We start from the raw sequence: 25,884 nt of genomic DNA, 5'->3' as shown, positions 1-25,884 counted from the left end.
CTTTCAATTGTCCATATATTAAAGTTTGCTTGAATTCAATATGATTTATAATAATTATTTATTAAATCAAGCAAGAAAATCAAAACGAGGGTGGGGAGTGAATTCTCATTCACCCTTTACTCTGTCTCTGAGGAATTTGTGCAGAATTCCTCCATTCATGTAGTATTCAATTTCAATTTCTGAGTTAAGACGGACATCAACCATGAAACTCTTCTCTTCACCATCATCGGACTTTGCTACAACGGTAAGTTCTCCGAATGGTTTGAGTTCTTCAATTCCGGTTATGTCGTATGTCTCTGTTCCGGTAAGTCCAAGCGCCTCAGCTGATTCTCCTTCCTTGAATTGAAGCGGTAGTACACCCATACCTACAAGGTTGCTGCGGTGTATCCTTTCAAATGATTCAGCTATAACAGCTTTAATTCCAAGAAGCTGGGTTCCCTTTGCTGCCCAGTCACGTGAGCTTCCGGTACCGTATTCCTTTCCTGCAACAACAATCAGTGGAATCTTCTGTTCTATATATTTCATTGCAGCATCATAGATTGGCATTTCCTTGTTTTCTGGCAGGTACATTGTCCATGAACCTTCTTTTCCAACAAGTTTGTTCTTAAGACGTACGTTTCCAAAAGTTCCTCTCATCATTACTTCGTGGTTACCACGCCTGGAACCGTATGAGTTGAAGTTCTTTTCATCCACGCCTTTTGCAATTAGGTACTGGCCTGCAGGATATGATGTTGGGATAGAACCGGCAGGTGAAATATGATCTGTAGTTATACTGTCTCCAACATATGCCAGAGCCTTTGAGCTCTTAATATCTGCAAGTGCCTCTACTTCCAATGGGAAATCCTTGAAGAATGGTGGTTCCTGTATGTAGGTGGAATCTGCATCCCAATCGTAGAGCAGACCTTTTGGTGCATCAAGTTCTCTCCAGAGTTCTGTACCCTCATACACGTTGGAGTATTGTTCTTTGAACATCTCAGGTGTGACTGCACCCTGCATGCACTCATTAAGTTCTTCCTTACCTGGCCAGATGTCTTTCAGGTAAACAGGCTGTCCGTTTGGATCACAGGCAATTGGCTCATTTATGAGGTCAATATCAACTGTTCCTGCGAGTGCATATGCTACAACAAGCATTGGGGATGCAAGGTAGTTTGCCTTTATCTGGGAGTTTATCCTGCCTTCAAAGTTCCTGTTACCACTGAGAACTGCTGCAACGGTAAGGTCTTTGTCTTCTATTTCGTTTGAAACAGCCTCTCTAAGTGGTCCGCTGTTACCTATACATGTGAGACATCCGTAGCCAACAAGGTGGAATCCCAGTGCATCAAGATATGGCATAAGACCTGCTTCTTCAAGGTAGTCGGTAACTACACGGGAACCAGGTGCAAGACTTGTCTTGACAAATGGTTTGACCTTAAGTCCCTTTTCAACAGCCTTTTTCGCGAGAAGTCCTGCTCCGATCATAAGTGCAGGGCTGGATGTGTTAGTACATGATGTGATAGAAGCAATTACAACAGAACCATGTGTTACAGAAACAACGTCGTCTGCACACTTGATTTTTGTAATGCCAGTGTGATGTGGATGTGTTATTTCGGAAACACTGTAACCGCCTTCGTTAAGCCAGCGTCCGTAATCAGGATCGGTTTCACATGCTTCCTTTCCGCTCTTTGCAGCGAACACTTCCTTCATAGTCTGGTGGAATGCCCTTGACATTTCAGGAATTGGTATGCGGTCCTGTGGCCTCTTTGGTCCTGCAAGTGATGGTTCCACGGTGCTTATATCAAGTTCAAGTGTAGATGTGAATTCAGGTTCAGGTGCGTCATTTTCAAGGAAGAGTCCCTGCTCTTTACAATACTGCCTGACAAGTTCAACCTGTTCTTCAGTTCTGCCGGTCATGGTCATGTATGCAAGTGTAACTTCATCAACAGGGCAGAATCCCATTGTTGCACCGTATTCAGGAGCCATGTTCGCAAGGACGGCTCTCTCTGTAAGCTCAATAGCCTTGTAACCAGGTCCGTAGAATTCCACGAACTTTCCGACAACACCATGCTCCCTGAGCATCTGTACAACTGTAAGTACAAGGTCAGTTGCTGAAACGCCTTCCCTGAGTTCTCCAGTGAGCTTGAATCCGACAACTTCAGGAATTGGCATGTAATATGGCTGTCCGAGCATAACAGCTTCAGCCTCAATACCGCCGACTCCCCATCCAAGTACACCAAGTCCGTTGATCATAGTGGTGTGGGAATCTGTTCCAACAAGGGTATCAGGGTATGCAATGAGCTCACCACATTTTTCATTCAGGTGAACAACGGATGCAAGGTACTCGAGGTTGACCTGGTGGATAATACCGCTTGCAGGTGGAACAACCTTCAGGTTATCAAAAGCATTCTGTGCCCAGTGGAGCAGCTCGTATCTTTCCTTGTTGCGGTGGAACTCATATTTCTCATTGCAGTTACGTGCATATGATGTGCCGTAATAATCTACCTGAATAGAGTGATCGATAACAAGATTTGCAGGAATGACCGGATTAATTGCTGAAGGGTCACCTCCAAGTCTTTCCATTGCTGATCTTATGGCTGCAATATCTACGACTGCAGGAACGCCTGTAAAGTCCTGCATTAAAACTCTTGAAGGAATGAATGGTATATCTACAGCAAGCACACCATCTGGGCTCCAGCTTGCAAGATTTTTGACGTCATCTTCTGTGATAACTTTTCCATCAACGTTTCTCAGGATATCTTCAAGCAGTACTCTGATTGAGTAAGGTAATTTGGAAATATTGGCAATACCTGCCTCTTCAAGCTTTTTTAAGCTATAGAATGTTACCTCTTTATCAGCGATAGTAATAGTTTGTTTAGATCCAAAAGAATCTTTAAGATTATCACATTTCATAAATGTCACCTATTCAAATGCAATTTCAGTTAAGCGGTTATCTGCAAAGTTAAAACCGGGGTTGATACCGGGATCATTAGTATTATACTTTTGAACAGTCCTTTTCACGTGTAATTTTTAAGCATCTGTAAACATTCATGATGCTTTTTGCAGGACTATCTGACTTGGATATAAGAACCCGCATTGGAATAAATAACTTTGCCTTCTGCATGCTACTATTGAAGATATCTTACTGAAGTAAGATTGTGATTTTAATTGAAATAAAAAAGTAGAAGAACATCATTGTTCTTCTGTTAAAATAATTCCGTGTATTAGTTTCTGCGCTGGAAGAACAATGCTATTCCTATAATTGCCAACACCGGAAGTGCAATTGTTGGGAATTCGGGAACTTCTGCGTTATTTTGCTCTCCAACCCATTTTTTAGTAATTTCGTTTGATACCATGTAAGGATATGTAGTAGAGTCAACAAATGCTTTTATGGTATCAGTACCTGGGGTTGAACTGGTATAACTCCAGGTTGCAAGTCCTTTCAGGTCTGTTACATCAGAACCTGCTTTTCCTGCATTAGGACCGCTTATGATTTCAAAGTTCACATTTTCGCCTACTATTGGAAATACTCCATTTTGTGTGCTTTCCACAAGTTTTGCTGTGACTTCATGTGTTTCACCAACATTGTTTGTTGCGGATTCAGGTGTAAGGAAGAAATCTGCTGAACTGAAACTATTTGCTTCTATTAATACAGCGGAATCATACCAAAAGTCTCCGGAATCGGCTATTGCAATTTTTATAGTGTTTACTTCAGAGGGAGTGACCTGTCCTGTAGCTGTTAGTACGCTAGTGAAACCATCAAGTTCTGTGTTGTATGGAATCGGGTTCAGGTCTCCAAAATCATTGTCTTTATAGTAGGCAGAACTCTTATTGAGATTTACATTGTTGATTGCAACTGGTTCGTTTGTTCCGGGAATTAATGCAATGTTCTGTCCATTGAGGAAAAATCCAAAAACGTCATTAAAGTTAGTATCTACGTATTCATTATATTCTTCAGATCCGAATACATAATTGAATTCAAGCTGTGATCCTTCAGGAATAAAATCAATTTCAAGGATAGTGGCATCGTGTGTTTCGTATTCAGGGACAAGTCCGTCTAGATCAGTGTCTCCAGCCAGTCCATGAGCTTTAGTTGTGTCATCGGCATTATTTGGGCCCGATGTATATGCAATATCTCCTGTGCTCAGGATAATCCCCTGTTCAATTCCAAGTACGGATTCAGTATCACTGAATGTACCTATGGCTGTGTTTGCACCTGTGACTCTGATGTCTTTTACGGTGACACCTGATCCAAGTATAGTAGAAACAATCTGTTCTTTGGAGATTGTATCAAGATCGGTTGTTGTGAAAGTTGAGGTTGAACTTGTAGATGGTGACATCACCATTACTTTGGTTTCAGGATTTTCTCTTAGATTTTCAGCTGTTGCTGCGGCACTGGTAATTAATGCCATCAACAATACTATTATAATTACTACATTTATTTTCATGTTGTACCACCCTACTAATGCCCAATAGCTTTGCATTTTACGGATTATATCCGGATAATAATTGTATTGGGTATAGGAATAATATTTGTAAAAGAATTTACTTGATGTATAAAGTTAGTCTTAGTAGATCTGATATTTCTATTTAGACTATGATTTTCTATAGAATAATTTCAATCATAGAAAAATACTTGATTCAAGGCATTTAAAAAATGGAGGAGAAAAAGAAGGAGGAATTGTTTTGTAAGGAACAAAACAATTGGTGTAAGTATTAATTACATTCCGACAACGAGGTTGCCGAAAAGACATACATCATTTTTGGAACCCATTATCGCAGGTCTGAGTACATCGATACCTGACTCTACAATGTGCGATGCTTCAAATATTTCTGCAAGCTGTGACTTACCTTCCTCAAAAAGGTCTCCCACGGCTTTCATGCCTTCCACAAATCCAAATTCTATCAGTTCTACCGGACTAACTCCTGCATCTAGGGCTTCGTGGGCTATCTTTTCGACGGCTGTTTCATCGAGATCCATTACAGCATGCTTTGCCTTGTCAAAGATCTCTTCCTTAGTTGGGTTCATATATCTCACCTATTTTTTGGTGTTTTTCATTTAATTAGGTCATTTTTCTGATTCTTTATTTTTGTTCTTCAAACAATACTCAGGTCAAGTGCCAGTGATAATACAATTGCTATTACAGAGAAAGCAAATATTACCAGGTAATTCATACGTTCCTTTGAAACTGACAAACTCCACATAATATATTGTAGTCCGCGGTAGTCCTCTTCACTCAAAGAAGTCCTATTCTCTATCTTACTGAGCAACTCAAGTTTTCTCAAAACTCCAACCCTGCGTGTTGCAACATGATATCTGTGTGCGAAAAATATCAGATATCCAAGTACTCCCAGGTAGAATAGAGCTTTTGACAAAATCCCGTTGTAATAATCTGCAATTATTATCAACCTAAGGAATACAGCTGAAAACATTCCTAGCCAGAAGTAGAACTGTATCTTCTTCAGACTGTAGCCCTCTGGGATTTGGAGAGTGTTCAAATTCGTAACAGTTTCTGTCATATTATCTATCTGCCTGTTTGTGTTTTGCTTGTTTACTAAACTCTTATTTGTAGTTATTCAGTAAACAGAATCCTTTTACCGTCTTTATAATATTTAAAGATTATGTTTATTTTGATCTTGGCTATATTTCAGAATATTGTTACTTAATATAAAATAATCTATGATGTATTGTACAATAATGTTCTTCAAAGACCCATAAGTTTATAAAGTTTACATACTCACTTTAAATGGGTAACATGGGGAAAAATGATAGTCTTAGCCATGGGAATGGAAAAAACACTGGAAAAGACAAAACATCTTCAATTCATTCCATGAACATTGCTGTAACTATTGGCATATTTATCATCCTGCTTATAGTATGGGCTCAGTTTTGTCACTGGTATGAGCAGGATCTTTATTCAGAAATAAGAGCTGAAGAGACTAAAACATTAATCTTGCAGGCTGATTCTCTTTCAATAAGTGTTAATAAAAGAATTTCCCTGCTGGAAGGCCTTGCATCTTTTACACAAGTGCACAACAGTTGCGACAGTTTAGAAAAACATTTCACTACTTATATTGAAGGTTTTTATTTCGTATCAGGTGGAATTCGTAATTTTGCGGTTGCACCCGGAGGAATTCAGACTTATATCTATCCTGAATCTGAAGCCGGATCTATGTTAGGTCATGACCTTATCAACGACAGCCGGGAAAATGTGAGAAAAGATGTCAATTTAACTATATCAACAGGAGATTTGATTCTAAGTGGGCCATATGAATTGCGGCAGGGAGGATTTGGGCTGGTGGCCAGGAAAGCCATATACACAGATGGTGATTTCTTCGCCCTGGTGACAATGGTCATAGATATGCCTTACATTTTTGAAGAGACAGGCATAAATTTCAACAATTCCGATATTGCCATGAGAACTGACAATCAAACCATAATTGGCAATCCTGATGTTTTTGAACAGGACCCTGTTACCCAGACTATTTCACTGTATAACAAAGAATGGGAACTTGCCAGAATACCTGAAGGTGGCTGGGAAGCATCTGTTGCCAAACAGGTAGCTCTTTTTAAACTTATAACTATTCTTCCGGTTATTTTAATCTCAATTATGCTCTACTTTGTTTTCAGCAGACAACGGGATCTTGAAACATCCGTAGCTTTACAGACAAGCGAGCTCAGGATGGAAAAAGAGCTAACACAGAAATACCTGGATGATTCCGGTGTGATGTTTTTAATACTTGATATTGATGGGAACATCTCTCTTGTGAACAAAAAGGTGGAGGAACTTTTAGGTTACACCAGATCTGAGATAATAGGTGCTAATTGGCTGGAAATACTCATTCCAAAAAATGATCGCAAGCATATGAAGCAAGTCTGCGATGCAATGCTAGGTAACAAAAATGATGATAGCCAGTATTGCGAATCTGCAACTCTTACTAAAAATGGGAAAGTGAGGTTAGTTATGTGGCATGCATCTGCTATTAAAGATGAGTTTGGTGATATCACAGGAATGCTTGCTGCTGGTAAGGATATTACTGAAAGAAAAGAGACGGAAACCACTCTTAAAAACTTTGCTGAAGAACTTTCAATAAAAAATGATGAATTAAAATCGCTTGACATGCTTAAAAATGAATTCATATCAAATGTAAGTCATGAATTGCGAACTCCTATGAATTCCATAAAAGGATTTGCAGAATTGATGCATAATGGGAATATGGGTGAACTTAACACCGAGCAGAAAAATGCTCTTAGTACAATTATCCAAAGTTCACAGGATCTTGAAAAGCTAATTGATTCTTTACTTTATGTTGCCAGTTCCCGCAAAGAAGGTCTGAAATGCAAATTGGTATATCTGGATCTTAGTAAATTACTTTCTGAAATTGTCAGCAATTTCTCTCACGATGCAGAATCTAAAGGAATAAATCTGTCACTTAATGCAGACCCATCACTTCCTGCAATAAAAGGTGATGAGGAATATCTGGTTAAAGTATTCTGGAACCTGCTTAATAATGCCATCAAGTTTACAGGTTCCGGTGGAAATATCATTCTTTCTGCTTCACTTCTAAGTGACAGGATTCACGTATCAGTGGAAGATACGGGCATTGGTATTCCACATGAAAAACTGGAATCTGTATTTGATGATTTTTACCAGGTAGATGGTTCTCCTACCAGAAAATATGGTGGAGCAGGAATAGGCCTTTTCATCAGCAAGAAGATAATTACAAGCCATGGTGGAGACATCTGGCTTGAAAGCACCGAGAATGTCGGAACAACCGTGCATGTGATTCTTCCGGTTCCTGATTAAGAAATGATTGGGTGAACACGTTTAAATCGGGATTGAAGGCATAAAATATCTTCCTGTTATCTGAAAAAGTAAATTCAATAAAACAAGTCAAGTTTATGAAAAAGATTTAAAATAAAAGAAATAATGAAATAAAAGGTTCAGACTTCAAGACAGTCAACAGGCCTTTTAAAGAACGCTTTTATCATTCCGTTGTCATCGATATCCTCTGAGAAACGAATAAGCTCCCAGCCTTCTATTCCAATCTTGTTCAGGTCTTCCTTTGTGCTGTCCCATTCACCGTAGCGAACAGCTTTGATATCATATTCCCATGGTGCCATATTTTTAACCTCTGGTGTGTAATTAAGTTGAGTATATAATTACGTATTATCGCGTTGTATAAATACCTTGTCAAAAAATGTTCTTGCCTATAAATCAAGTTGGCTTGATATCAGGGGGATATCCAAGTGAAGAAAGAGATAGCAAAATTAATTTTCTATCACTAAAGTAGATTGTTTCAAAAAATAAGTGAAAATGAAAATAATATGAAAAGTTAAAGACCTGACATCTTCTTTATTTTCTCAATATCTTTTTTGTCTCTGACACCTTCAAAGAGCCTGTCTTTATCTATCCACATGTCAGATGCACTTTGCAGGCCAGCAGATTTGTGCTGTGTGAATTCAATTTTAAAACCTGGTGCAGAAGGAGTTTCAGCGTCAAAAGGTTTGTAGAATGTGTTTTCAAGTAACAACCTTGAAGTACTTTTTCCTTCCATCTCTTCTGCTAATTTATTTTCATCTTTCTTGTTCTCGCTCATATTCTTTAGATTGGATTCATGGTTATTAAAGGATTCTGATGGTCAAATTAAAGAGTATTCCAATTAGCACCTGTTATACATAGTTTTATTTATGAGCAACACTATCACAAATAAGGAAGGATATTTGGGTTTTTTACAGATAATTGCCTTATTTCTCGATTCCTGAAGTTTCAATTATAGTAGGTTAGTTGCAAATGAATGAAAGATACACACTCAAAAAAGAAATGTTTATCATCTTCATTGGTGCGGTGCTAGTTGCTATTATCACAGCACACCTTGATCTATTTGAGGTAATCCATGATTTTGCAATAGCTCATGAAAAGTGGGAAATAGACGAATTATTCGTATTGAGCATATATTTTTCATTAGCTTTTTCTTTGTTTTCATTCAGAAGGTGGAAGGATGCCTTAAAGGAAATCCAGAACAGAAAGAAACTTGAGCAGGATCTCCTGAAATCAAAGAATGAAGCAGACCAAGCTAAAACCAGTATGGGTAAATTTCTTGTTGATATGAGCCATGAACTTCGTACTCCTTTGAATGCAATTATTGGTTTTTCTGACATTCTTTTTGATGGTATGGTCGGTGAATTGAATGAAAAACAGAAAGATTATGTTTATACAATATCAAAAAGCGGTACACATCTGTTACATCTGATAAACCAGCTGCTTGACCTTGCTAAAATAGAATCGGGAAAGCTTGAGCTAAATATTGAGGAATTTGAGTTGCAGGATCTTTTTGATGAGGTCAGTGCCATAATTGCTGCTCTTGCAAAAAAGAAAAGTATAATTATTTCCTATGAGGTAACTCCTGATCTTGGTTTACTGAATGCTGACAGGCTGAAAATAAAGCAGATATTATTCAATCTCGTGAGTAATGCTATCAAGTTCACTTCTGAAAAAGGAACAGTATCAATTATGGCAGAAAAAATACGTGACAATACAATGTTGCTGAAAGTATCAGATAACGGCTCTGGCATGAGTCCCGATGATATGAAAAAGATATTCCGTCCATTTGAGCAGCTTGGCAATATGGAGGATTCGGGATATAAAGGAACTGGTCTTGGCTTAAGCATCGTTCAGGATCTTGTTTCTTTGCATAAAGGGAAAGTATGGGTTGAGAGTGAACCCGGAAAAGGATCCGTATTTTTAGTAGAGCTACCTGTTTCTGTAAATGAAGTATACTGGCGCAGAAAATAGATCCATGTTATTATCTTATGACAAAGACAGGATTATGAATGCAAGTTCTGCAACTGAAGCAGAGAATATTGGGATGGCCAGATTATCATCTATTTTTACAAAGATTGTCTCAACATAGGTTGCAGTAAATGCCATAAGAAGCGAGATAATAGGATTCTCAAGTAAAAGAATAGCTATTGTAAGGTCTACTATAAATTCAGCTATACAACCTTCCAGACTTTTACCGTTACTAATTCTTATCCTGCCATATTTCTTTCCAATAAGTGCCACACTCATATCGCCGAATGTTGTCATAAGTATGGCTGCAAATGCTATATTTTTGCTGAAAACTGAAACTACAATCAGTGCACCAATGGTGAAATAAACATATGAACCGATAGCATCTTTTTCTTTTTGACGTAAAACAACGTGCAAAACAGGGAGTTTGAATCCCCTGTCAAGTCTCAGGTGTTCGATGCTCAATATCAGCACAAGATATGTTATTAAAAGTATCTGGCATGCCTGTTTTCCCATAAATGCGTAAACAAGAACTATGAGTATTGAAGTAAGGTGTACTCCCTTTCTCATTACTTCGTTAGCAAAAGAAATACCAGTCATTGGCACTACTTTAGTTTACAGGTATATAAAAGAGTTCATTAAGTTAAAATATTTTACGTATATAAAAGCCGGACTGTTCATATTATCTTAATACGGATATTTTAAATATAACTATAACTGAATTTATATATGTAGAGATACCGTTTTGTGGGGAACAGGTCTACGTGTTTACATTGATTTGCCGGGTAATGATACGGGTATCCATGTTATGTATGTTCGAAAATCAGTTCATCTCATCATGAATCCTTTACCGATTATCCAGCTCAGCAGTTTGTATTTTATTTTATGTCTTGAACCTGTTTTCGCACATGGGTAGGGTGACATGTATGGCAAGATACAAAAGAACAACAGGGGTTAAGATTACAGCAAAAGCCGAAGGTGTGAAAAATTCGCCTGTTCCACTTAAAGCTGTAGTTTTTACGGATGACGGGAATGAAGTAAAAATACTGGCAGAGAAGAAACTTACAACAGATAAAGTGGATGTGGCATTAAAGCTGGATGCTTCAAAGATGCCTGAGAACTCAAAAATAGCTATTGTTCCCAATGAAATGAAACAGGGAACTCAAATATTAAGGCTTTCTTCATCTGAGAATGCATCGGTTGCCAGCATAAACAAAGAAACCGTTCTATCCCGCAATGGGATTTTAAAAGAGGATGATATTGTTTTAAAGCCAGTTGATCGTGTTCTGGGATTATTGCAGCTTAAGCACAAAGTCTGCGGTCGTGTATTCAAGACCGATCCCAGCACGGGTGAACAGTGTCCTGTTCCCGGAGCAACGGTTCATGTGTATGATGTTGACCTGAATTTCTTCTGGTGGTATCCAAACCCGGGTCTTCCATGGGGGTGGGTATATCCGTTCTTCCCGCACCGCAGGGAAGAAATAGCCACAGCCAAAACAGATGAATGCGGTTATTTCTGTGTGAATATCCCTTATTTTGATATTGACGCGGTTCTCAGGTGGAGATTGCGCTACCGCTGTCTGTGGGAAATTCTGAGAAAACCTTCGGTAATTGAAGCAATTGATCTCGGTGTAAAGCCTGACATACGTTATTATCCCGAGCTTGAAAAGCTTCCTGAAATGCGGGTAAAACCCAGACCGGAACCATGGCCTCCAAATGAGCCTGTGATTAAAGAAACAGAATACAGGAACTTGAAGTCTGCGGATAAGAACGCCATTGGGACGATTTCAGCAGAGATAAAGAAAGAACTTAGTTCAAACATCAATCTCAGCAGCAGTAAAAGTGATCTTTTTACCAAATCCAGATTTGAAGCAGTTCGTGAAAACCTGTTCCGGAAGAATTCTCTTTTCGAACCCGTAAGCCAGGACAAGTCTTCTGTACTTGACAAACCGGCATTCCCAAAATCTATCACTCCTCCCTCACTTCCGGACGATGATCTCCTGATAGAAATGCTCGGTAAGAACAAAAAAGATATCGCATCAACCATGGCTCAGATAAGGGTGTCAAAACCAATAGTAAGACTTCTGCGCTGCTGGCCGGAAATTGTGCCTGAATGGAACCTTTTCCTGGATGTACCTGATATTGTATTCAAGGTTGAACAGGATATTGACGGTGACGGTGTTCCGGAGACTATCTATGAAGAAGGTTATTTTGATGTAAACTGGAACCTCAGTGAATCCACAACCGATGTGCAGATAGAAGCATGGTCAAATGCTATTTGTGTTCCATGTGGCCAGTCTTACCAGCCATGCACAAAGGCAGGTATTGTGGGATTCAATGACATTGCAATCGATCCAATGTACTTTGATTCAGAGGGTTATGTGACAGGAGTTAACAGGCCAAAGCAGCTTATCCTGTTCCCTATGCCACATATTACCAGGCCAGATGCTGAGACACCGCTATGCAAGACAATTCGTATTGTAGGCTGTCCGGAATATGGAACTGCCACCTATTATAAGGTCTTCTACACGTATGAGGGCGGAACTGAAACACACTTCACTGAATCATGGCATGTTTACAACATAAGCGCAGGAACCTCGCATCATGTAAAGCCTGATTCAAATGGTTTCTATGAAGTGCTTACTCCGCCGAATGATTATTTCCCATATCATACGCTGATAAACTGGAGGACACATCGCTATCCGGATGGGAAATACGAACTCAGAATGGAACTCTATGATGCAGCCCACAATCCAATAGCTGCTGCTCTGGATCCTGTAAAGGTTGTAATAGATAACAGTAAACCTTCGCCAGTGGACTTCCTCAAACTTGAATACAGGGAGGGTGGAGGTGCATGGGAAGAAGCACCTCTGCATTGTCCAATCATCAGGAGGACTGCAGGGTCTGATATTGAACTAAAGGTTCAGTATAATGTGGCTGCAAGCCATCTGAGAGATATAGCCATCAGTTTTACTGGTTGTTCGGGTTCAGTTGGAAGTGACAGTTACTGGCATCAGGCCGTTGATGACAACAACAAGGTACTGGACTGGACAGTTAATGTTCCAGCCACGGTGGATGAAGGAGGATATCGCTTCTACCTTGAAGGACGCAGCAGAGCATTCAGTGGTACAGGAGGACTTGCAAGCAATTGGGAATTCGATACTCTCAGTATGTGGCGCGGCAATTCCCTGCATGTTGTAATTCTCGACAAGTAAAGAATTGCAGTAAAAGCATAATTTGTATTGCAGAAACTAGGAATGCTATTTTCTACAAGATGGCATTCTTGTTCCCTTTTTTGCTACAATCCTTTCCGCTATAATATTATCAAAAATGAGCTGGTATTTTACTGATGAAAAGATTTTAAGTGTATTGGAACTTTGGTTCTGTAGAAAACCGATTTCAAATTTTAATTTAGCATACTAGTAATTGGTTTTAATGATACTGATAAACCTGAGTTGCTTGAAAATGTTAAGCGTTTAGCAAACACATATAAAAAATTAATCCAAGAATACTTAATTTTATTTCATATTTCATTTTTACAGTTTAACATCCCAAACTACCAGTTATTGGGAGGCGATTAATAAATAGAATGGAAACACAAGGTCTATCACAATCGCTTGTATCCATGTTCATGTGGTATTATTTCGAGTATGTATACGACGTCATTTTTAATAGCAAATATCGCCCGATAATAATCTATGAGCAGGCGAGAAAATCAGGTTTGCCTTTATAATTAATGCGATATATTCCTCTTTTTAGCACTTATTGAATCTTCGCCTTAATTTGGCATATATTGAAGCTCTCAAATCAACAGCTAGAAAAACAATTGTGTTTTCATCTGTGAAGTCAAAAACGATTCTGTATTTCCCAATACGGTGTCTATAATGTTCGAAACACTGCAACTGCTTAGTATCAGCATTAAAAGGATTGACTAAAATAACATTCTCGATAGAATTAACAATAGCTTTCACATCTCGAGGATGCTTTTTGTTTACGTCCTTTAAGTCTTTTTTAAAGGCCGTAGTAAAAACACCTTCAAACGTCATTCAATTCCAAGTTCGGCCTTAAGCTCATCAAGGGTACAAACATTACCTTCTTTCAAATCTTTTTTTGCTTCCTCTATGCGTTTAATGGTTCTATGATTCAATGGCACTGAATCAACAGCAATAGATTTGGAAGGATGTATTTTTGTTATTGAACGTGAATGAGTATTTATGGCCATTAATAGAGAATATCCTCCGTTTGCATAAATAAGTTACTACCTATTTCTCCAAACTCTACAATATACTTAGGAATAGTCCTCCTTTGGTATTAGTGCAATATATTCTTAATCTTTAGAACTGATTCTACGGAGTTTAATATTCTGGCCTTTTTTCCATCCTTCAAGGTCAACAATCTCTTTGGGTATGGTTAAAATATATTAACTGCCATTTCACTGTAACTTTGGCATGATTATATCACTATGCTAAAATTAATATTTATTTTTTGTATCAACCATATTAATAACGAATACTAATCAGATGGTATAATGAAAACAGATGAAAAAAGTTCATTAGAGAAACCAGTACAATTATATAGATTTGCTGACAGGATGGAGAACAGCAGAAAGTCCTTCATCAGGGAGATCTTGAAAATCACGCAGCAGCCGGAGATTATCTCATTTGCCGGAGGACTGCCAAACCCTGCACTTTTCCCGGCAGAGCAGCTTGCAGCAGCGGCTGCCAAGGTCATGTCAGAGGATGCGGCGAATGTCCTGCAATATAGTACTACAGAGGGGTACCTGCCTTTACGTGAATTCATTGCACAGAGGTATCTTGAAAAGAGCGGACTTGAGATAGATCCTTCAGAGATCCTTATAACAAACGGTTCACAGCAGAGTCTGGATCTTATCGGTAAGGTTTTTCTGAATAAAGGAGACAGGGTTGTTATTGAAAGTCCTGGCTATCTTGGCGCCATACAGTCTTTCTCAATATTTGAACCGGAGTTCAGGGAAGTTCCACTTCTGGATGATGGAATCGATATTGATGCTCTTGACAAAACCCTGGAAGAAAGCGATGCAAAACTATTCTACACTGTTCCCACATTCCAGAATCCTTCCGGTGTTACTTATTCAAAAGAGAAGAGAGAAGCAACTGCAAAGGTTCTTGATAAACACGGAGTTGTTTGCGTTGAGGATAATGCCTACGGTGAACTTAGGTTTGCAGGTGAGGATGTACCTACTATCAGGAATTATCTGGAAAATACAATTCTCATGGGTTCCTTCTCAAAGATAATTGCTCCGGGACTCAGACTTGGCTGGATATGTGCAAAGAAAGATATCATGGAAAGACTTCTTGTTGTAAAACAGGCAGCTGATTTGCATTCCAATTATCTTTCTCAAAGAATTATCTGCCAGTATCTATTGGACAATGACGTTGACAGGCACATCTCAAAGATTAAGGATGCATATGGCTCAAGTCGCGATCACATGATTGATATGATGGCCAGATATTTCCCGGAAGGTATCAGCTATACCAAACCAGAAGGCGGCATGTTTGTTTGGGTAACATTACCTGAAGATGTTTCTTCCATGGATTTATTTGATCTGGCGATAAAAGAGAATGTTGCATTTGTTCCTGGCAGTCCTTTCTATACTAAAGAGGGAGCAGGTTCCAACACACTTAGGCTGAATTATTCCAATTCTGATCCTGATGATATCGAAGAGGGAATCAAAAGACTTGCAGCTTGCATGGAAAAACTTAGCTGTTAAAGTATTGTAAAAATTAGATCAAAAAAGGCAGTCATTTCAGGATTAAAAAGAAAAAAGCATCACTCTAAAGTGATTGCTTCTACCGGACAAACGTCAACGCAGTCGCCACAGTCGACACATTCGTTTGCATCAACGACTGCGACGTCATCGTTCATTGAGATAGCTTCTACCGGGCAGGAATTTACACACTGCTCGCATCCTGTACATGTATTCTTATCAACAACAGCTGGCATTTTCTTTCACTCCCTAAGTATCATTTCTATAATATTATGATACTCCTTTTCCAATCAGGGATTATGAAATAAATACCTATCGAGCATTATTGGTGTCAGTTGGTTTGTTGTCAATTGGTAATATTATTGTGAAAATGCTACCTTTTCCCTCTTCGCTTTTCACAGTAATCTTACCATTATGCATTTCTATGAGCTTTCTTACAAGTGAAAGGCCAAGGCCTGTTCCATCATACTGGCGGTTAAGACTGGAATCAATTTGTTTGAATGGTTCAAAAAGGATTTTCTTATTTTCCTGGGAAATGCCAATCCCTGTGTCTTCAACTTGAATGTGTAAGTTATTATTTTCCATGTGCGTAGAAAGATACACATATCCACCAGCAGGTGTAAATTTTAGAGAATTTCCTACAAGATTGATAAGTATCTGTTTCAGTTTGCTTTGATCAGCCTGTACGGTAATATCTTCAATATACTTTGTTTCCAATGATAGTTGTTTTTTTGTTGCAAGAGGTTTAAGGATGGCTATTACTTCCAAGATAAGTTTCTTATCAGAAACCTCTCCATAGTTAAGTGTCATCTCTCCAGCTTCTATCTTTGAAAGGTCCAGGATATCATTGATGATTGTCAGTAAATGTTTTCCGCTATTGGAAATGTTGTTTGCATACCTGATCTGTTTATCGTTAAGACCTCCAAAATTTCCTTCGGTAAGCATTTCCGAGAAACCTATTATGGAATTTAGCGGTGTGCGAAGCTCATGACTCATATTTGCAAGAAATTCACTTTTAGCACGGTTAGATGATTCTGCATTCAGTCGTGCCTCAAACTCTTTGTTCTTTTCTTTTATTTCCCACAGAGCTCTGTTATGTAACAGGCAGGCTTCAAGAGAAAATGCGAATTTTGATATAACTTTACTGAGCTGATTTGCTACATAAAGCGGTTCTTTCAAATCATTTATCCAGTAAAGCTTAAGAACTCCAAAATCTTTAAGCGGAAAAAGCATGCACATTCCGGAATTAAAACTGTCTTCAATGACTATTTGCTTGAAGTTATCTTCATTTGCACTGACAACGAATGGTATGTTGGGTGTGGTTTCTCTGAAAATGGGATGATATACTGGTATTTTTTTCATATTGGCATAATATTCAGGGTTTGCATAGACCTGGCTTGCATTTTCAGATATTTTAAAATCAAGGAATTCATCTTTTATCCAGACTGAAACAAAATTAACTTTCTTTCTGGACATTAATTTTTTCAGGAAACTATCACAATTTTCGGTTATATCCAGTGAGTTGCCAACTGAAAGTGAAAGTTCGTATAACAACGATATCTGGTTAAATATCTCTGCATACTTTTTCTCGTGGTCCATTAAGAACTCCTATAACAATGGTTTTGTTAAAATATTCCAGCACATCTCCTTTCATGGAAGCAATTTCCCCTGCGGAGAGCACACCTTCCGGTATCAGGTCTATATTTTTATTTTCAAGTCCATTTTTAATGGTTGATAGTTCCTCTATAAAATCATCCTGGAGGTAAGATGACCTTCCAATGCAATCCATTACAAGACAATGTTCTGCGTCAATTTCATTTTCTTCCAGACATTCTTTAACAGCCATTTCAGCAGCATGGAGCATTTTCTTCTTATCACTTTTTAATATGTAGAGGACTACATTTTCAGGAATATTGCCTGCACAGACAAGTTCCCCTTTCTCATTGATTTTGAATACTTCCCTTATGAGATCTTCATGCCCTTCAACATAGATTCCAAAAGGGTAGTGACTTAGTACATTATAACCATTGTCAATGTTGATATCAACTTGATAATTTGTCAGGAGCGCTTCCCGATAAACTTCTAAAGCATTCCTCCAGTTCAATTCCTTTATGATGTTATCTTCACTTTTTGTAACAACCAGCGGTCCTATGTCCTGCACCCACCCATGCTGAACGCCGATTTTACATGAAGCATCAAGGAATAAAATTAAAGCAGCATCTTCAAAAAACCCATCAGGGGAAATGATGCATGGTCTTTGTTCCATATCTATAAAACCAGCACCACAACCCAGGTATTCTATTGAGTCTGCAAATAAATTATACATCGAAGTGAGAAAAGGAGAAACATCTGTTGTCATTCCGTCTACTATTATAAAGGCAGTTGTCCCTTTTTTGCACAATGGGCTGAAGGGTGATATACTTTGTTCCAGCTTTTTTTGCGAGGTGTTTATTCCTTTGATTAGTATTGGTTTTTGAATTGTCGGAAGTACATGAACTATAGTTCCAGTATCATATGTATCAGTATTATGTATTATTCCCGGAAATATGGCACCAATAAAATCTATTTTTAGTTTATTTAGTTCAGATACGAGATTATCGATATCTGGAAGATTTCTCTCTGCCATTAGTAAAAGGATAGTTTCATTGTTTTTTACATTCAGGTTTTCAATGGTATCAACAATACCAACAATTTCAGATGACGGAATGTACATATTTATCGTTGTTATTTATGAATTCAGCACAATTGTGGCTATATTTATTTCTCGATGTATGCATCAAATTATGTGATTTGTGCAAAATCTGCGATATATTTGAAATGGTTAACATTTAGGAATTAGTATAGTATGATATTTATATATTGGCTTGCAAAAGACATATATATTAAAATTATATGTCTGTGTTATTTATATTAGATGTGATGCAAATAGTCTTATTCAGAACGGTAAACCTTTCAGAAAGATTAAATATACTATATACTGTACCTAATAAAAGAAATGCCCGATAAAAAACATACTCCTACGGACATCAAACTTGTCATCGCACTTGTTCTGCTTACAGACATTTTTGTGCTTATTCCTTTCCTGAGTGACAGTCCTATACGTACTGTGCTTGGCCTGCCAATGGTTCTGTTCCTGCCAGGTTATGCTTTGATAGCTGCTCTCTTTCCGGGAAAAGATGATCTTGATGGCATAGAACGCATTGCCCTGAGTTTTGGGCTTAGTATAGCAGTTGTTCCTTTAATCGGTCTGGGTCTGAATTACACTCCCTGGGGCATAAGACTTGTTCCAATACTGGTATTCCTGACAAATTTTACTATACTGATGTCCATTGTGGCAGTCTATAGACGTGAGGCACTTGGAGCAGATGCATTTTCGGTTCCTTTCAGGGAAATGTATGAGTCTGTCATGGCTGAAATTAATGAGAAGCCGGAATCAAGACTCGATAGAATTCTTACGATAATTCTGGTAATTTCCATACTTGCATCAGTAATGACTCTTGTATATGTTGTTGTTACACCTAAACAGGGTGAAAAGTTTACTGAATTCTACATATTGGGTCCGGAGAGAATGGCTGATAACTACAAGACTCAGCTTGAGATTGGTGAAAGTGTGGATGTTGTTGTAGGGATAGTTAACCATGAATATTCTGTGGTGAATTATTCTCTTGTGATACGGCTGAATAATGAAACTATTGAAACTCCTCCAAGCCTTAATCATATTGCACTTGCCCATAATGTGACGTGGGAAAAACCGGTTTCATTTGTTCCCGGTATCACCGGCGAGGATATGAAATTACAATATCTGCTTTACCGTGATGACAATATGACAGAACCTTACAGGGATCTGCATCTATGGATAAATGTAACGGAGGCTGCCTGATGAAACACAAGAAACTGAAAGGTTCCTGGAATTTACGTGACAGTTTCAAAAAAGCGAGAACTGAGAATATAGAGTCTGTTATCCCGGGTTTGACAGATACTTATGTTATTTCTATTGCTATGCTTATGATAATACTTGCGGAATTGCTTTTATATTCCGGGAATTACAGGGCAGGAGTAACATTACATGTCATTACGTTAATTGCATTGTCTGTTTCATCAATATGGATAGATGGGACTCATGTAGCAAGGAGTCTTCAGGTTTTGACATTGCTCCCGATTCTTCGTCTTTTGAACATGTCTATGCCGGTGTTTTCTGAGATGACGATTAATCTTTATGTATACATATATGCTCCATTGATAGTGCCGGCATATCTGGTAATACGTCATCAAAACATCTCAAAAGAGACCTTAGGTGTCCACTTCAAAAATATGGCTAAGTATGTTCCTCTTGCATTTATAGTGGGTATAATTATTGCACAGGGTGAACATTTCACTATTCATGCAGGCAATCTTATACCTGATCTTTCAATTGCAAGTCTTTTAAAGATCTCAATTATCATGATCTTCTTTGTCGGTTTTGTGGAGGAACTGGTTTTCAGGTCATTAATTCAAACCAGGTTTTCAGAATCTTTCGGAGATTTTAAGGGATTGTTGCTTGCAAGTCTTTTGTTCGGTGTAATGCACTCTGGTTATGGAACTATTTATGAGATATTTTTCACGGGATTTGCAGGTTTGATATTTGGATATATGTTCCAGAAAACAAACAGTTTACCTTTAATCACACTTGCTCACGGTCTGGTAAACATATTCCTTTTTGGAATAATACCTCTGATGGCCTGAACTATTTCTGCCAGTTTTGTCTATTTATTGTAATTTCTAAAGTATAATTGCATGATATTACATGAGATCTATATTTTTAAAAAAATTTACAGGAATTATTAAATAAATAGATGACCAGTATAATATAAGAATAAATGATTAGTATATGCGCTAAACATCCCTTAGAATTGTTTATGGAGATGCATCTTATATGATTCACAAAAAAAGCCTGTTTCATAGTCCAACAGGCCTCATGAAAAAAAGTTCATTATTGTTGCTGGTTCTTGTTACCGCTGTATTGTTAATGACATCAACAGCAATGGCAGAAGTTACTAATCTTAGTTATTCACCACCTAATCCTTCTCCTGGAGATACGGTAACTGTTAGTGGGACGGCTTCTCCGAATGAGGAAATATCTGTATCAGTTACTTTTGAAAAAATTCAATCTGTTTCAGATGGGAGCTATGAGTATCATATAGGAAAAATTACAATACCGGATGGCTCTGAATCTTTTAGCTTAAGGGCAGAAGGTGTTGACAGTCTGGATATAACTCTGTATGTTTTAGGTCAAGGATTGCCATCTCTACCTGTTACTGTGAACAACGGGGTTGCTACTTTTGGTACTAGCAAAATAACAAGTGGAACCTATGATATAGGAGTAAGTGGCACTTCTTCAAGTAGCGAAGTTACTCTGAGTTTCGGAGGGAAAGGTTCTATTACTGCAGATTCCGATGGGTATTTTGAATATCCGTATACAACAGAAAACATGCCTGAGGGTAATTTTGCTCTTACGGTAGGTGGGCAGACTCTGTCTATTCCCTTAGGAACAATCGATGGTTCCAGTGATGATGACGACAGTTCCAGTAGTTCATCTTCCACATCTTCATCTTCTTCCACTAAAAAAAGCAGCAGTCACACGGGGACAGAGCTTAAGATTGTTGATGCAGACACACTTGGCAATGATGATGAAGAATCTTCCGGTGTTGGTGATGAAGTTGAGAAGATTCTCCACAATGCTGATATGGAATCCACCCAAGACGAAAGCTCAGAAGGTGACAGTGACACCGGTGAGGTGGATGGTTACATTCTGGAAAACAAATCGTTATCAGGTATACAGAGTAAAATCCCGGAACTTGGTGTGATGGGTGCTGTAGTCGGTGTGCTTTGTCTGGGGGCTATTTTTATAGGATTCCGTAAGAATCGATATAAGTGAGCACTACTGTTTTTCGTTTTAATTGGCCGGATATTTTGCCGGTCAACATTGTTTATTAAAAAATATGGTAATGAAATTTAAAAAAGAAAAAGGCATCAGAGTATTTCTGATACCTTGAAGATCACTATTGCTACAAACGATACCAACAACGGCAGGATTGTCATATTTAATGAACAATCCAGAGATTTATTCCACTTGTCAGAAGCAGATAAAATTTCTTTTGCCGAAAGCAACAAGATCAGCGCAACGACGGCCAGTACACCGTATTCCGGCAGTCCTACTGGTGTCGTCATTGACACGGCACTCGCTGCTGAAGATATCGTACTGGTTGTTGTGGTTATTATTGTGCTTGTCAGCATTTGATCTCCACTCGTCTATTAAAACTCCATGATACTATTAATACCTTGTGAAATTATGTTGCTTACTTTTTGTATTTTTAGGATGATATATCCACAATGCGTTTTTAGGGTGATTTAAAAGCCTATGCCAATTAATTAGTTTTTTTAGCTTCCCTTTGGCAAAATAGCGATTGTTCATATTTTGAACAAAAAGTAATTATATTTTTGTTTTGCTAGTAAGTATATATGTTAAGACACAAGGAAAAAACGAAGGCAAATATCTATGGCATAAAGGGTATGCATAACGTACACTCTTGGCAGGGGCTTGCCATTCATTTTAAGAACAGTTCCCGCGTTATGAAATGTGATGCATATGATACCTGTCAGTCAGACAAAAGATCGCGTGCTTGTTTCTATTCTATAAAAAGGCCGGATGCCATATACATGCTTCAATCTGAGTTCAACGTAAGTATCACCGTGGCGGAGAAACTGATCGATACTCTTGTGGATATGGGAGTTACAAAGGCTTTACGTTGTCGTAAGGTAGATTCATCAGGCTTCTGTGATGAAGGCTGCCGTATGCTTGCGTTTGAAGAGGATATCTGAAGCCCAATCAAAACTTTATTAAGCCAACAGGGTAATTCTGCACCCATGTTTACAATTATTACTGGTGCTCAATTCGGCGATGAAGGTAAAGGTAAGATAGTTGACCTAATATCCGGTAACTATGATCTGGTTGTCCGTTTCCAGGGTGGAAACAATGCGGGACACACTGTTAAAGTAGGTGAGGATGTATACAAGCTTCACCTCATTCCATCTGGTTTTCTTTTAGATTCAAGAGTACTAATAGGTCCGGGTACTGTTGTTAATCCCGAAGTGCTGGCAGAAGAACTTGATATGCTTGCAGAAGGTGGCATTAATTTAGATGCAACAAGGGTAGGTGTCGATGCCAAAGCCAGTATTATAATGCCATATCACATTGAACTGGATGGCCTGAGGGAATCGCAGAGGACTGAAAAGATAGGCACTACAAAACGTGGTATTGGTTTTGCATATATTGATAAGGTTGCCAGGGACGAAGTCCGCATGGGTGATCTTGCTGATAAAGAAAAGTTCCTTAAAAGACTTGAAGATCTGGCAGCATCAAAAGAAGCAGCTATAAAAGAGCTTGGTGGTGATCCTTCTATAGTTATGGATCAGGAGCTTATTGACAAATATGTGAAACTTGGTAAGCGTTTTGCTTCTTATGTAACGGATGTTTCTTATGAAGTTAACAAGGCACTTGATGAAGGTAAGAATGTCCTTGCGGAAGGTGCACAGGGAACTCATCTCGATGTAATTCATGGAACCCAGAAGTTTGTAACTTCTTCCTGTACAATTGCAGGTTCCGCATGTGCCAATATTGGTGTAGGGCCAACAAGGGTTGATGAAGTGCTGGCGATTGTGAAAGCATATATCACAAGGGTTGGAGAAGGCCCATTACCTACAGAACTCTTTGATGACATCGGTAAGCAAATACAGGATGTTGGTGGGGAGTTTGGTACTACTACCGGCAGATCCAGAAGGTGTGGATGGTTTGACCTTCCACTGCTAAGGAAAGCAATTTACCTGAATGGTTACACATCCATTGCACTTACTAAATTAGATGTTTTATCCAATCTTGACACGGTAAAAGTTTGTGTTGCTTATGAGCTGGATGGAAAAGTAATAGATTATCCTCCTGAAGATACTTCCGAACTTGCAAGATGCAAACCGGTATACGAAGACCTTCAGGGATGGGACAGTGATCTTACCGGTGTGAAGGAATTCAACGATCTTCCACAGACAGCCCAGGACTATGTAACTTATCTTGAAGATAAGATGGGTGTAAAGATAGATATTATTTCTGTAGGTCCTGCAAGGGAGCAGACCTTCAGAAAATAATACTTTTTGGCGAAAACTGCCGAAAAACGTATATACTACTCAATAGTTTAAACATCACAAATCCAGCTGAACTAATCACTTGATGCAATTGAGTCCTGCAGATGGTGGGTATCTTAACAGATATTATAATTCAGGAGAATATTAATGACAACTGTATATGACGTTCCTGCAGCCGAGTTTATAGCAAAGGTAGCAGAAAAGTTGAAAGATAACGATAAAGTAAATGCACCTGAATGGGCAACATACGTGAAGACAGGTGTGCACAAGGAACTTCCACCAATCGATACTGAATGGTGGTACACAAGATGTGCAGCAGTACTTAGAACTGTATACACCCAGGGCCCAATCGGTGTTGAGAGAATGAGATCTGTCTATGGTGGAAAGAAGGACAGAGGCGTTGCTCCTGGCAAAAAGGCAAAGGGCAGCGGTGCAATAGCAAGAACTGCACTTCAGCAGCTTGAAGAAGCAGGTTTTGTACGCACTCTCAAGAGCGGTCGTGTGGTATCCCCACAGGGACAGTCCATGCTTGACAATGTTGCATATGAGGTAAAACAAGATCTTCTGGAAACCATTCCAGGTCTTGCAAAATACTGAGTGCGATTCCAGTTCGATAACTTCTATAAGGAATCACTGCTTAATCTTATAAGCAAAGGTGACTTTCATGACTGATGACCTTGAAGAGATAAGAAGAAAAAGACTTGCACAAATCCAGCAGCAGCAACAGGCAGCTCAACAACAGGCAGGCGGAGCTGATATGCAGGCTGCAATGCAACAGGAGCAAATGCAGGCTGAGATGGAAGCAAAGAAGCAGGCTCTGATGCGTCAGATCCTGACTCCGGAAGCGCGTGAAAGGCTGACAAATCTACGCATGTCCCGTAAGGAACTTGTTGAGCAGCTTGAAAACCAGTTGATCATGCTTGCACAGAGTGGCAGGCTACAATCCATGATCGACGATGAAAAACTCAAACAGCTTCTGGTTCAGATGCAGCCCAAAAAGAGGGAAACTACTATTAAGCGTATGTGAGCGCCCTTCATGCATGTATCGGTAATGTTCAGTGGTGGAAAGGACAGTTCTTTGTCCGCAATACTGCTGGAGCCTTTCTTTGAAGTTGAACTAGTAACATGTAGTTTTTCACTGCTTCCTGTTGGGGAAGTAGCTGCTGAAACTGCAGAGAGGCTTGGTTTTGCCCACAGGATTATCAAACCTGATGTTTCAATTCTTGAAAAGGCATACGATATGATTATGGAGGATGGCTTCCCCAAAAATGCAATCAATTTCATTCACAGAAGCGTTATAGAGCATCTAGCGGTCGACTCTAATGTCACATTCATTGCTGACGGAATTCGCCGTGATGATCGTGTTCCTATGCTTGAATTATCACAGATAAGAAGCATTGAGGATCGGTTTGGTGTTCACTATATATGCCCTTTGAAAGGATTTGGGCGTGCTGCAGTAAATGAACTTGTGAATAAGCATCTGGTCATCGAAGAAGGTCTGAGTGAGGATGTACTTAAAGCAGATTATGAAACTGAACTAAGGGAAATGATAGTTCAAAGTCATGGTTCTGAAAAGATTAAAGAAATATTCCCCACTCATGTACAATCACATGTTATCGAACGCAAGATAAGCGTGAAGGAATGAAACAGCGAACGGAACAACATGATTAAGGATTTATACAATAATTATGTTATAAGTTCAAAATTCAATCGATACTATAATACAAATCATAGCATAGGTGAGACAAGTGAGCCACAATACTAAAGGACAGAAGACAAGGTTGGCAAAAGCACACAGGCAGAACCACAGGGTTCCTACCTGGGTTATCATTAAGACCGGTCGTAAGGTCGTAAGCCATCCAAAGAGAAGACACTGGAGAAGAAGCAGTCTCGATGTGAAATAAGTAGGTGATGATAATGGCAGAAGATATAGTAAAAGAGCAGATCTATACGATCCCTCTCCGTGAAGTGAAGGAATACCCTCGCTGGAAGAGATCAAAGAAGGCTGTAAAAGTTATCAGAGCATACCTTACAAAACACATGAAAGTTGAGCCTGACATGATCAAGTTAGACAAGACTATCAATGAGAAAGTATGGGAACATGGTTCTGAGAAACCACCTCTCTCCATCCGTATAAGGGCTGCAAAGTTCGAGGATGGAGAAGTTCAGGCGGAACTCGCATAAATGATCCCGGGTATC

At 38.9% G+C, this 25,884-nt stretch carries 27 protein-coding genes; 15 read left to right on the top strand and 12 right to left on the bottom strand.

Annotation, left to right across the window (positions count from 1 at the left end; all coding sequences use genetic code 11):
• Positions 1–105: 105 nt before the first annotated feature.
• The 4 genes from acnA to METTI_RS00810 form a co-directional block, all read right to left on the bottom strand.
• A complete protein-coding gene (gene acnA / locus METTI_RS00825) occupies positions 106–2,886 on the bottom strand; it encodes an aconitate hydratase AcnA (protein WP_023843907.1) in 2,781 nt (926 codons plus the stop codon).
• Between the two features lie 311 nt (positions 2,887–3,197).
• Positions 3,198–4,421: a choice-of-anchor L domain-containing protein gene (locus METTI_RS15985; RefSeq protein ID WP_023843906.1), complete on the bottom strand. Its 1,224-nt coding sequence runs from the start codon at positions 4,419–4,421 to the stop codon at positions 3,198–3,200.
• Positions 4,422–4,693: 272 nt separating this feature from the next.
• Positions 4,694–5,002, bottom strand: coding sequence for a B12-binding domain-containing protein (locus METTI_RS00815; protein WP_023843905.1), 309 nt, complete (start codon positions 5,000–5,002; stop codon positions 4,694–4,696).
• Positions 5,003–5,070: 68 nt separating this feature from the next.
• Complete coding sequence (locus METTI_RS00810) at positions 5,071–5,493, bottom strand: hypothetical protein (RefSeq protein WP_023843904.1); 423 nt, start codon at positions 5,491–5,493, stop codon at positions 5,071–5,073.
• 236 nt (positions 5,494–5,729) lie between these two features.
• Between METTI_RS00810 and METTI_RS14880 the strand changes: the two genes are divergently transcribed.
• Entirely contained in the window at positions 5,730–7,781 is a 2,052-nt protein-coding gene (locus METTI_RS14880; protein WP_052324289.1) for an ATP-binding protein, read from the top strand.
• A 137-nt stretch (positions 7,782–7,918) separates the two neighbouring features.
• Here METTI_RS14880 and METTI_RS00800 read toward each other — a convergent pair whose 3' ends face one another.
• Both METTI_RS00800 and METTI_RS00795 read right to left on the bottom strand, forming a co-directional pair.
• On the bottom strand, positions 7,919–8,098 hold the full coding sequence (locus METTI_RS00800) for a hypothetical protein (RefSeq protein WP_023843902.1): 180 nt from the start codon (positions 8,096–8,098) through the stop codon (positions 7,919–7,921).
• A 212-nt stretch (positions 8,099–8,310) separates the two neighbouring features.
• On the bottom strand, positions 8,311–8,574 hold the full coding sequence (locus METTI_RS00795; RefSeq protein WP_023843901.1) for a hypothetical protein: 264 nt from the start codon (positions 8,572–8,574) through the stop codon (positions 8,311–8,313).
• 194 nt (positions 8,575–8,768) lie between these two features.
• On the opposite strand from METTI_RS00795, the gene METTI_RS00790 reads away from it, so the two are divergent.
• A complete protein-coding gene (locus METTI_RS00790) occupies positions 8,769–9,770 on the top strand; it encodes a sensor histidine kinase (protein WP_023843900.1) in 1,002 nt (333 codons plus the stop codon).
• A 15-nt stretch (positions 9,771–9,785) separates the two neighbouring features.
• Here the strand turns inward: METTI_RS00790 and METTI_RS00785 are convergent, their stop codons facing one another.
• Positions 9,786–10,367: a diacylglycerol/polyprenol kinase family protein gene (locus tag METTI_RS00785; protein WP_023843899.1), complete on the bottom strand. Its 582-nt coding sequence runs from the start codon at positions 10,365–10,367 to the stop codon at positions 9,786–9,788.
• A 326-nt stretch (positions 10,368–10,693) separates the two neighbouring features.
• Between METTI_RS00785 and METTI_RS00780 the strand changes: the two genes are divergently transcribed.
• The gene (locus METTI_RS00780; RefSeq protein WP_023843898.1) at positions 10,694–12,982 is read left to right on the top strand and encodes a hypothetical protein; all 2,289 of its coding nucleotides are present in this window, start codon (positions 10,694–10,696) and stop codon (positions 12,980–12,982) included.
• Positions 12,983–13,522: 540 nt separating this feature from the next.
• On the opposite strand, the gene METTI_RS16265 is transcribed toward METTI_RS00780, so the two are convergent.
• Both METTI_RS16265 and METTI_RS00770 read right to left on the bottom strand, forming a co-directional pair.
• Complete coding sequence (locus METTI_RS16265; RefSeq protein ID WP_023843897.1) at positions 13,523–13,813, bottom strand: type II toxin-antitoxin system RelE family toxin; 291 nt, start codon at positions 13,811–13,813, stop codon at positions 13,523–13,525.
• Positions 13,810–13,989, bottom strand: a complete 180-nt coding sequence (locus METTI_RS00770) for a hypothetical protein (RefSeq protein WP_023843896.1) — start codon at positions 13,987–13,989, stop codon at positions 13,810–13,812. Before METTI_RS00770 ends, METTI_RS16265 begins: the two co-directional genes overlap by 4 nt.
• A gap of 306 nt (positions 13,990–14,295) precedes the next feature.
• On the opposite strand from METTI_RS00770, the gene METTI_RS00765 reads away from it, so the two are divergent.
• Complete coding sequence (locus METTI_RS00765; RefSeq protein ID WP_023843895.1) at positions 14,296–15,516, top strand: aminotransferase-like domain-containing protein; 1,221 nt, start codon at positions 14,296–14,298, stop codon at positions 15,514–15,516.
• A gap of 59 nt (positions 15,517–15,575) precedes the next feature.
• Here METTI_RS00765 and METTI_RS00760 read toward each other — a convergent pair whose 3' ends face one another.
• The 3 genes from METTI_RS00760 to METTI_RS00750 all read right to left on the bottom strand — a co-directional run bounded on the left by METTI_RS00760 (position 15,576) and on the right by METTI_RS00750 (position 18,226).
• Positions 15,576–15,749, bottom strand: a complete 174-nt coding sequence (locus METTI_RS00760; protein ID WP_023843894.1) for an indolepyruvate ferredoxin oxidoreductase subunit alpha — start codon at positions 15,747–15,749, stop codon at positions 15,576–15,578.
• A gap of 76 nt (positions 15,750–15,825) precedes the next feature.
• Positions 15,826–17,112: a sensor histidine kinase gene (locus METTI_RS14875; RefSeq protein ID WP_023843893.1), complete on the bottom strand. Its 1,287-nt coding sequence runs from the start codon at positions 17,110–17,112 to the stop codon at positions 15,826–15,828.
• Positions 17,078–18,226, bottom strand: coding sequence for an FIST signal transduction protein (locus METTI_RS00750; protein WP_023843892.1), 1,149 nt, complete (start codon positions 18,224–18,226; stop codon positions 17,078–17,080). Before METTI_RS00750 ends, METTI_RS14875 begins: the two co-directional genes overlap by 35 nt.
• 282 nt (positions 18,227–18,508) lie before the next feature.
• On the opposite strand from METTI_RS00750, the gene METTI_RS00745 reads away from it, so the two are divergent.
• The 11 genes from METTI_RS00745 to METTI_RS00695 all read left to right on the top strand — a co-directional run bounded on the left by METTI_RS00745 (position 18,509) and on the right by METTI_RS00695 (position 25,869).
• Positions 18,509–19,393, top strand: coding sequence for a DUF1616 domain-containing protein (locus tag METTI_RS00745; RefSeq protein ID WP_023843891.1), 885 nt, complete (start codon positions 18,509–18,511; stop codon positions 19,391–19,393).
• Positions 19,393–20,235 carry a CPBP family intramembrane glutamic endopeptidase gene (locus METTI_RS00740; RefSeq protein ID WP_023843890.1) on the top strand — a complete coding sequence of 281 codons (843 nt, stop codon included), beginning with the start codon at positions 19,393–19,395 and terminating at the stop codon, positions 20,233–20,235. The genes METTI_RS00745 and METTI_RS00740 overlap by 1 nt, the downstream gene beginning before the upstream one ends.
• Positions 20,236–20,467: 232 nt before the next feature.
• Positions 20,468–21,427: a hypothetical protein gene (locus METTI_RS00735; protein WP_156916224.1), complete on the top strand. Its 960-nt coding sequence runs from the start codon at positions 20,468–20,470 to the stop codon at positions 21,425–21,427.
• A gap of 114 nt (positions 21,428–21,541) precedes the next feature.
• A complete protein-coding gene (locus tag METTI_RS16250; RefSeq protein WP_048134984.1) occupies positions 21,542–21,790 on the top strand; it encodes a hypothetical protein in 249 nt (82 codons plus the stop codon).
• Between the two features lie 221 nt (positions 21,791–22,011).
• Positions 22,012–22,371: a hypothetical protein gene (locus METTI_RS00725; RefSeq protein WP_023843887.1), complete on the top strand. Its 360-nt coding sequence runs from the start codon at positions 22,012–22,014 to the stop codon at positions 22,369–22,371.
• A 45-nt stretch (positions 22,372–22,416) separates the two neighbouring features.
• Positions 22,417–23,688, top strand: coding sequence for an adenylosuccinate synthase (locus tag METTI_RS00720; protein ID WP_023843886.1), 1,272 nt, complete (start codon positions 22,417–22,419; stop codon positions 23,686–23,688).
• Between the two features lie 144 nt (positions 23,689–23,832).
• The gene (locus METTI_RS00715) at positions 23,833–24,282 is read left to right on the top strand and encodes a 30S ribosomal protein S19e (RefSeq protein ID WP_023843885.1); all 450 of its coding nucleotides are present in this window, start codon (positions 23,833–23,835) and stop codon (positions 24,280–24,282) included.
• A 67-nt stretch (positions 24,283–24,349) separates the two neighbouring features.
• Positions 24,350–24,712: a DNA-binding protein gene (locus tag METTI_RS00710; RefSeq protein WP_023843884.1), complete on the top strand. Its 363-nt coding sequence runs from the start codon at positions 24,350–24,352 to the stop codon at positions 24,710–24,712.
• Between the two features lie 9 nt (positions 24,713–24,721).
• Positions 24,722–25,330, top strand: a complete 609-nt coding sequence (locus tag METTI_RS00705; RefSeq protein ID WP_023843883.1) for a DUF7411 family protein — start codon at positions 24,722–24,724, stop codon at positions 25,328–25,330.
• Between the two features lie 103 nt (positions 25,331–25,433).
• The gene (locus METTI_RS00700; RefSeq protein ID WP_023843882.1) at positions 25,434–25,589 is read left to right on the top strand and encodes a 50S ribosomal protein L39e; all 156 of its coding nucleotides are present in this window, start codon (positions 25,434–25,436) and stop codon (positions 25,587–25,589) included.
• Between the two features lie 13 nt (positions 25,590–25,602).
• Positions 25,603–25,869, top strand: coding sequence for a 50S ribosomal protein L31e (locus tag METTI_RS00695; RefSeq protein WP_023843881.1), 267 nt, complete (start codon positions 25,603–25,605; stop codon positions 25,867–25,869).
• Positions 25,870–25,884: the final 15 nt, after the last annotated feature.

Source organism: Methanolobus tindarius DSM 2278 (genome assembly GCF_000504205.1).
GTDB lineage: Archaea > Halobacteriota > Methanosarcinia > Methanosarcinales > Methanosarcinaceae > Methanolobus > Methanolobus tindarius.
The sequence above is the reverse complement of the archived record's forward strand: the minus strand, read 5'-3'. Positions and strand labels throughout refer to the sequence as shown.

Bases quoted from the DNA above. Each gene is read 5' to 3' on its own strand.
- METTI_RS00760 (WP_023843894.1), bottom strand. From the start codon at position 15,749: ATGCCAGCTGTTGTTGATAAGAATACATGTACAGGATGCGAGCAGTGT.
- METTI_RS00800 (WP_023843902.1), bottom strand. From the start codon at position 8,098: ATGGCACCATGGGAATATGATATCAAAGCTGTTCGCTACGGTGAATGG.
- METTI_RS00785 (WP_023843899.1), bottom strand. From the start codon at position 10,367: ATGACTGGTATTTCTTTTGCTAACGAAGTAATGAGAAAGGGAGTACAC.
- METTI_RS00810 (WP_023843904.1), bottom strand. From the start codon at position 5,493: ATGACAGAAACTGTTACGAATTTGAACACTCTCCAAATCCCAGAGGGC.
- METTI_RS00790 (WP_023843900.1), top strand. From the start codon at position 8,769: ATGAATGAAAGATACACACTCAAAAAAGAAATGTTTATCATCTTCATT.
- METTI_RS00745 (WP_023843891.1), top strand. From the start codon at position 18,509: ATGCCCGATAAAAAACATACTCCTACGGACATCAAACTTGTCATCGCA.
- METTI_RS00735 (WP_156916224.1), top strand. From the start codon at position 20,468: ATGAAAAAAAGTTCATTATTGTTGCTGGTTCTTGTTACCGCTGTATTG.
- METTI_RS00740 (WP_023843890.1), top strand. From the start codon at position 19,393: ATGAAACACAAGAAACTGAAAGGTTCCTGGAATTTACGTGACAGTTTC.
- METTI_RS00695 (WP_023843881.1), top strand. From the start codon at position 25,603: ATGGCAGAAGATATAGTAAAAGAGCAGATCTATACGATCCCTCTCCGT.
- METTI_RS16265 (WP_023843897.1), bottom strand. From the start codon at position 13,813: ATGACGTTTGAAGGTGTTTTTACTACGGCCTTTAAAAAAGACTTAAAG.
- METTI_RS00770 (WP_023843896.1), bottom strand. From the start codon at position 13,989: ATGGCCATAAATACTCATTCACGTTCAATAACAAAAATACATCCTTCC.
- METTI_RS15985 (WP_023843906.1), bottom strand. From the start codon at position 4,421: ATGAAAATAAATGTAGTAATTATAATAGTATTGTTGATGGCATTAATT.
- METTI_RS14880 (WP_052324289.1), top strand. From the start codon at position 5,730: ATGGGGAAAAATGATAGTCTTAGCCATGGGAATGGAAAAAACACTGGA.
- METTI_RS00765 (WP_023843895.1), top strand. From the start codon at position 14,296: ATGAAAACAGATGAAAAAAGTTCATTAGAGAAACCAGTACAATTATAT.
- METTI_RS00725 (WP_023843887.1), top strand. From the start codon at position 22,012: ATGTTAAGACACAAGGAAAAAACGAAGGCAAATATCTATGGCATAAAG.
- METTI_RS00795 (WP_023843901.1), bottom strand. From the start codon at position 8,574: ATGAGCGAGAACAAGAAAGATGAAAATAAATTAGCAGAAGAGATGGAA.
- METTI_RS00720 (WP_023843886.1), top strand. From the start codon at position 22,417: ATGTTTACAATTATTACTGGTGCTCAATTCGGCGATGAAGGTAAAGGT.
- METTI_RS00815 (WP_023843905.1), bottom strand. From the start codon at position 5,002: ATGAACCCAACTAAGGAAGAGATCTTTGACAAGGCAAAGCATGCTGTA.
- METTI_RS00715 (WP_023843885.1), top strand. From the start codon at position 23,833: ATGACAACTGTATATGACGTTCCTGCAGCCGAGTTTATAGCAAAGGTA.
- METTI_RS14875 (WP_023843893.1), bottom strand. From the start codon at position 17,112: ATGGACCACGAGAAAAAGTATGCAGAGATATTTAACCAGATATCGTTG.
- METTI_RS00750 (WP_023843892.1), bottom strand. From the start codon at position 18,226: ATGTACATTCCGTCATCTGAAATTGTTGGTATTGTTGATACCATTGAA.
- METTI_RS00780 (WP_023843898.1), top strand. From the start codon at position 10,694: ATGGCAAGATACAAAAGAACAACAGGGGTTAAGATTACAGCAAAAGCC.
- METTI_RS00710 (WP_023843884.1), top strand. From the start codon at position 24,350: ATGACTGATGACCTTGAAGAGATAAGAAGAAAAAGACTTGCACAAATC.
- acnA (WP_023843907.1), bottom strand. From the start codon at position 2,886: ATGAAATGTGATAATCTTAAAGATTCTTTTGGATCTAAACAAACTATT.
- METTI_RS00705 (WP_023843883.1), top strand. From the start codon at position 24,722: ATGCATGTATCGGTAATGTTCAGTGGTGGAAAGGACAGTTCTTTGTCC.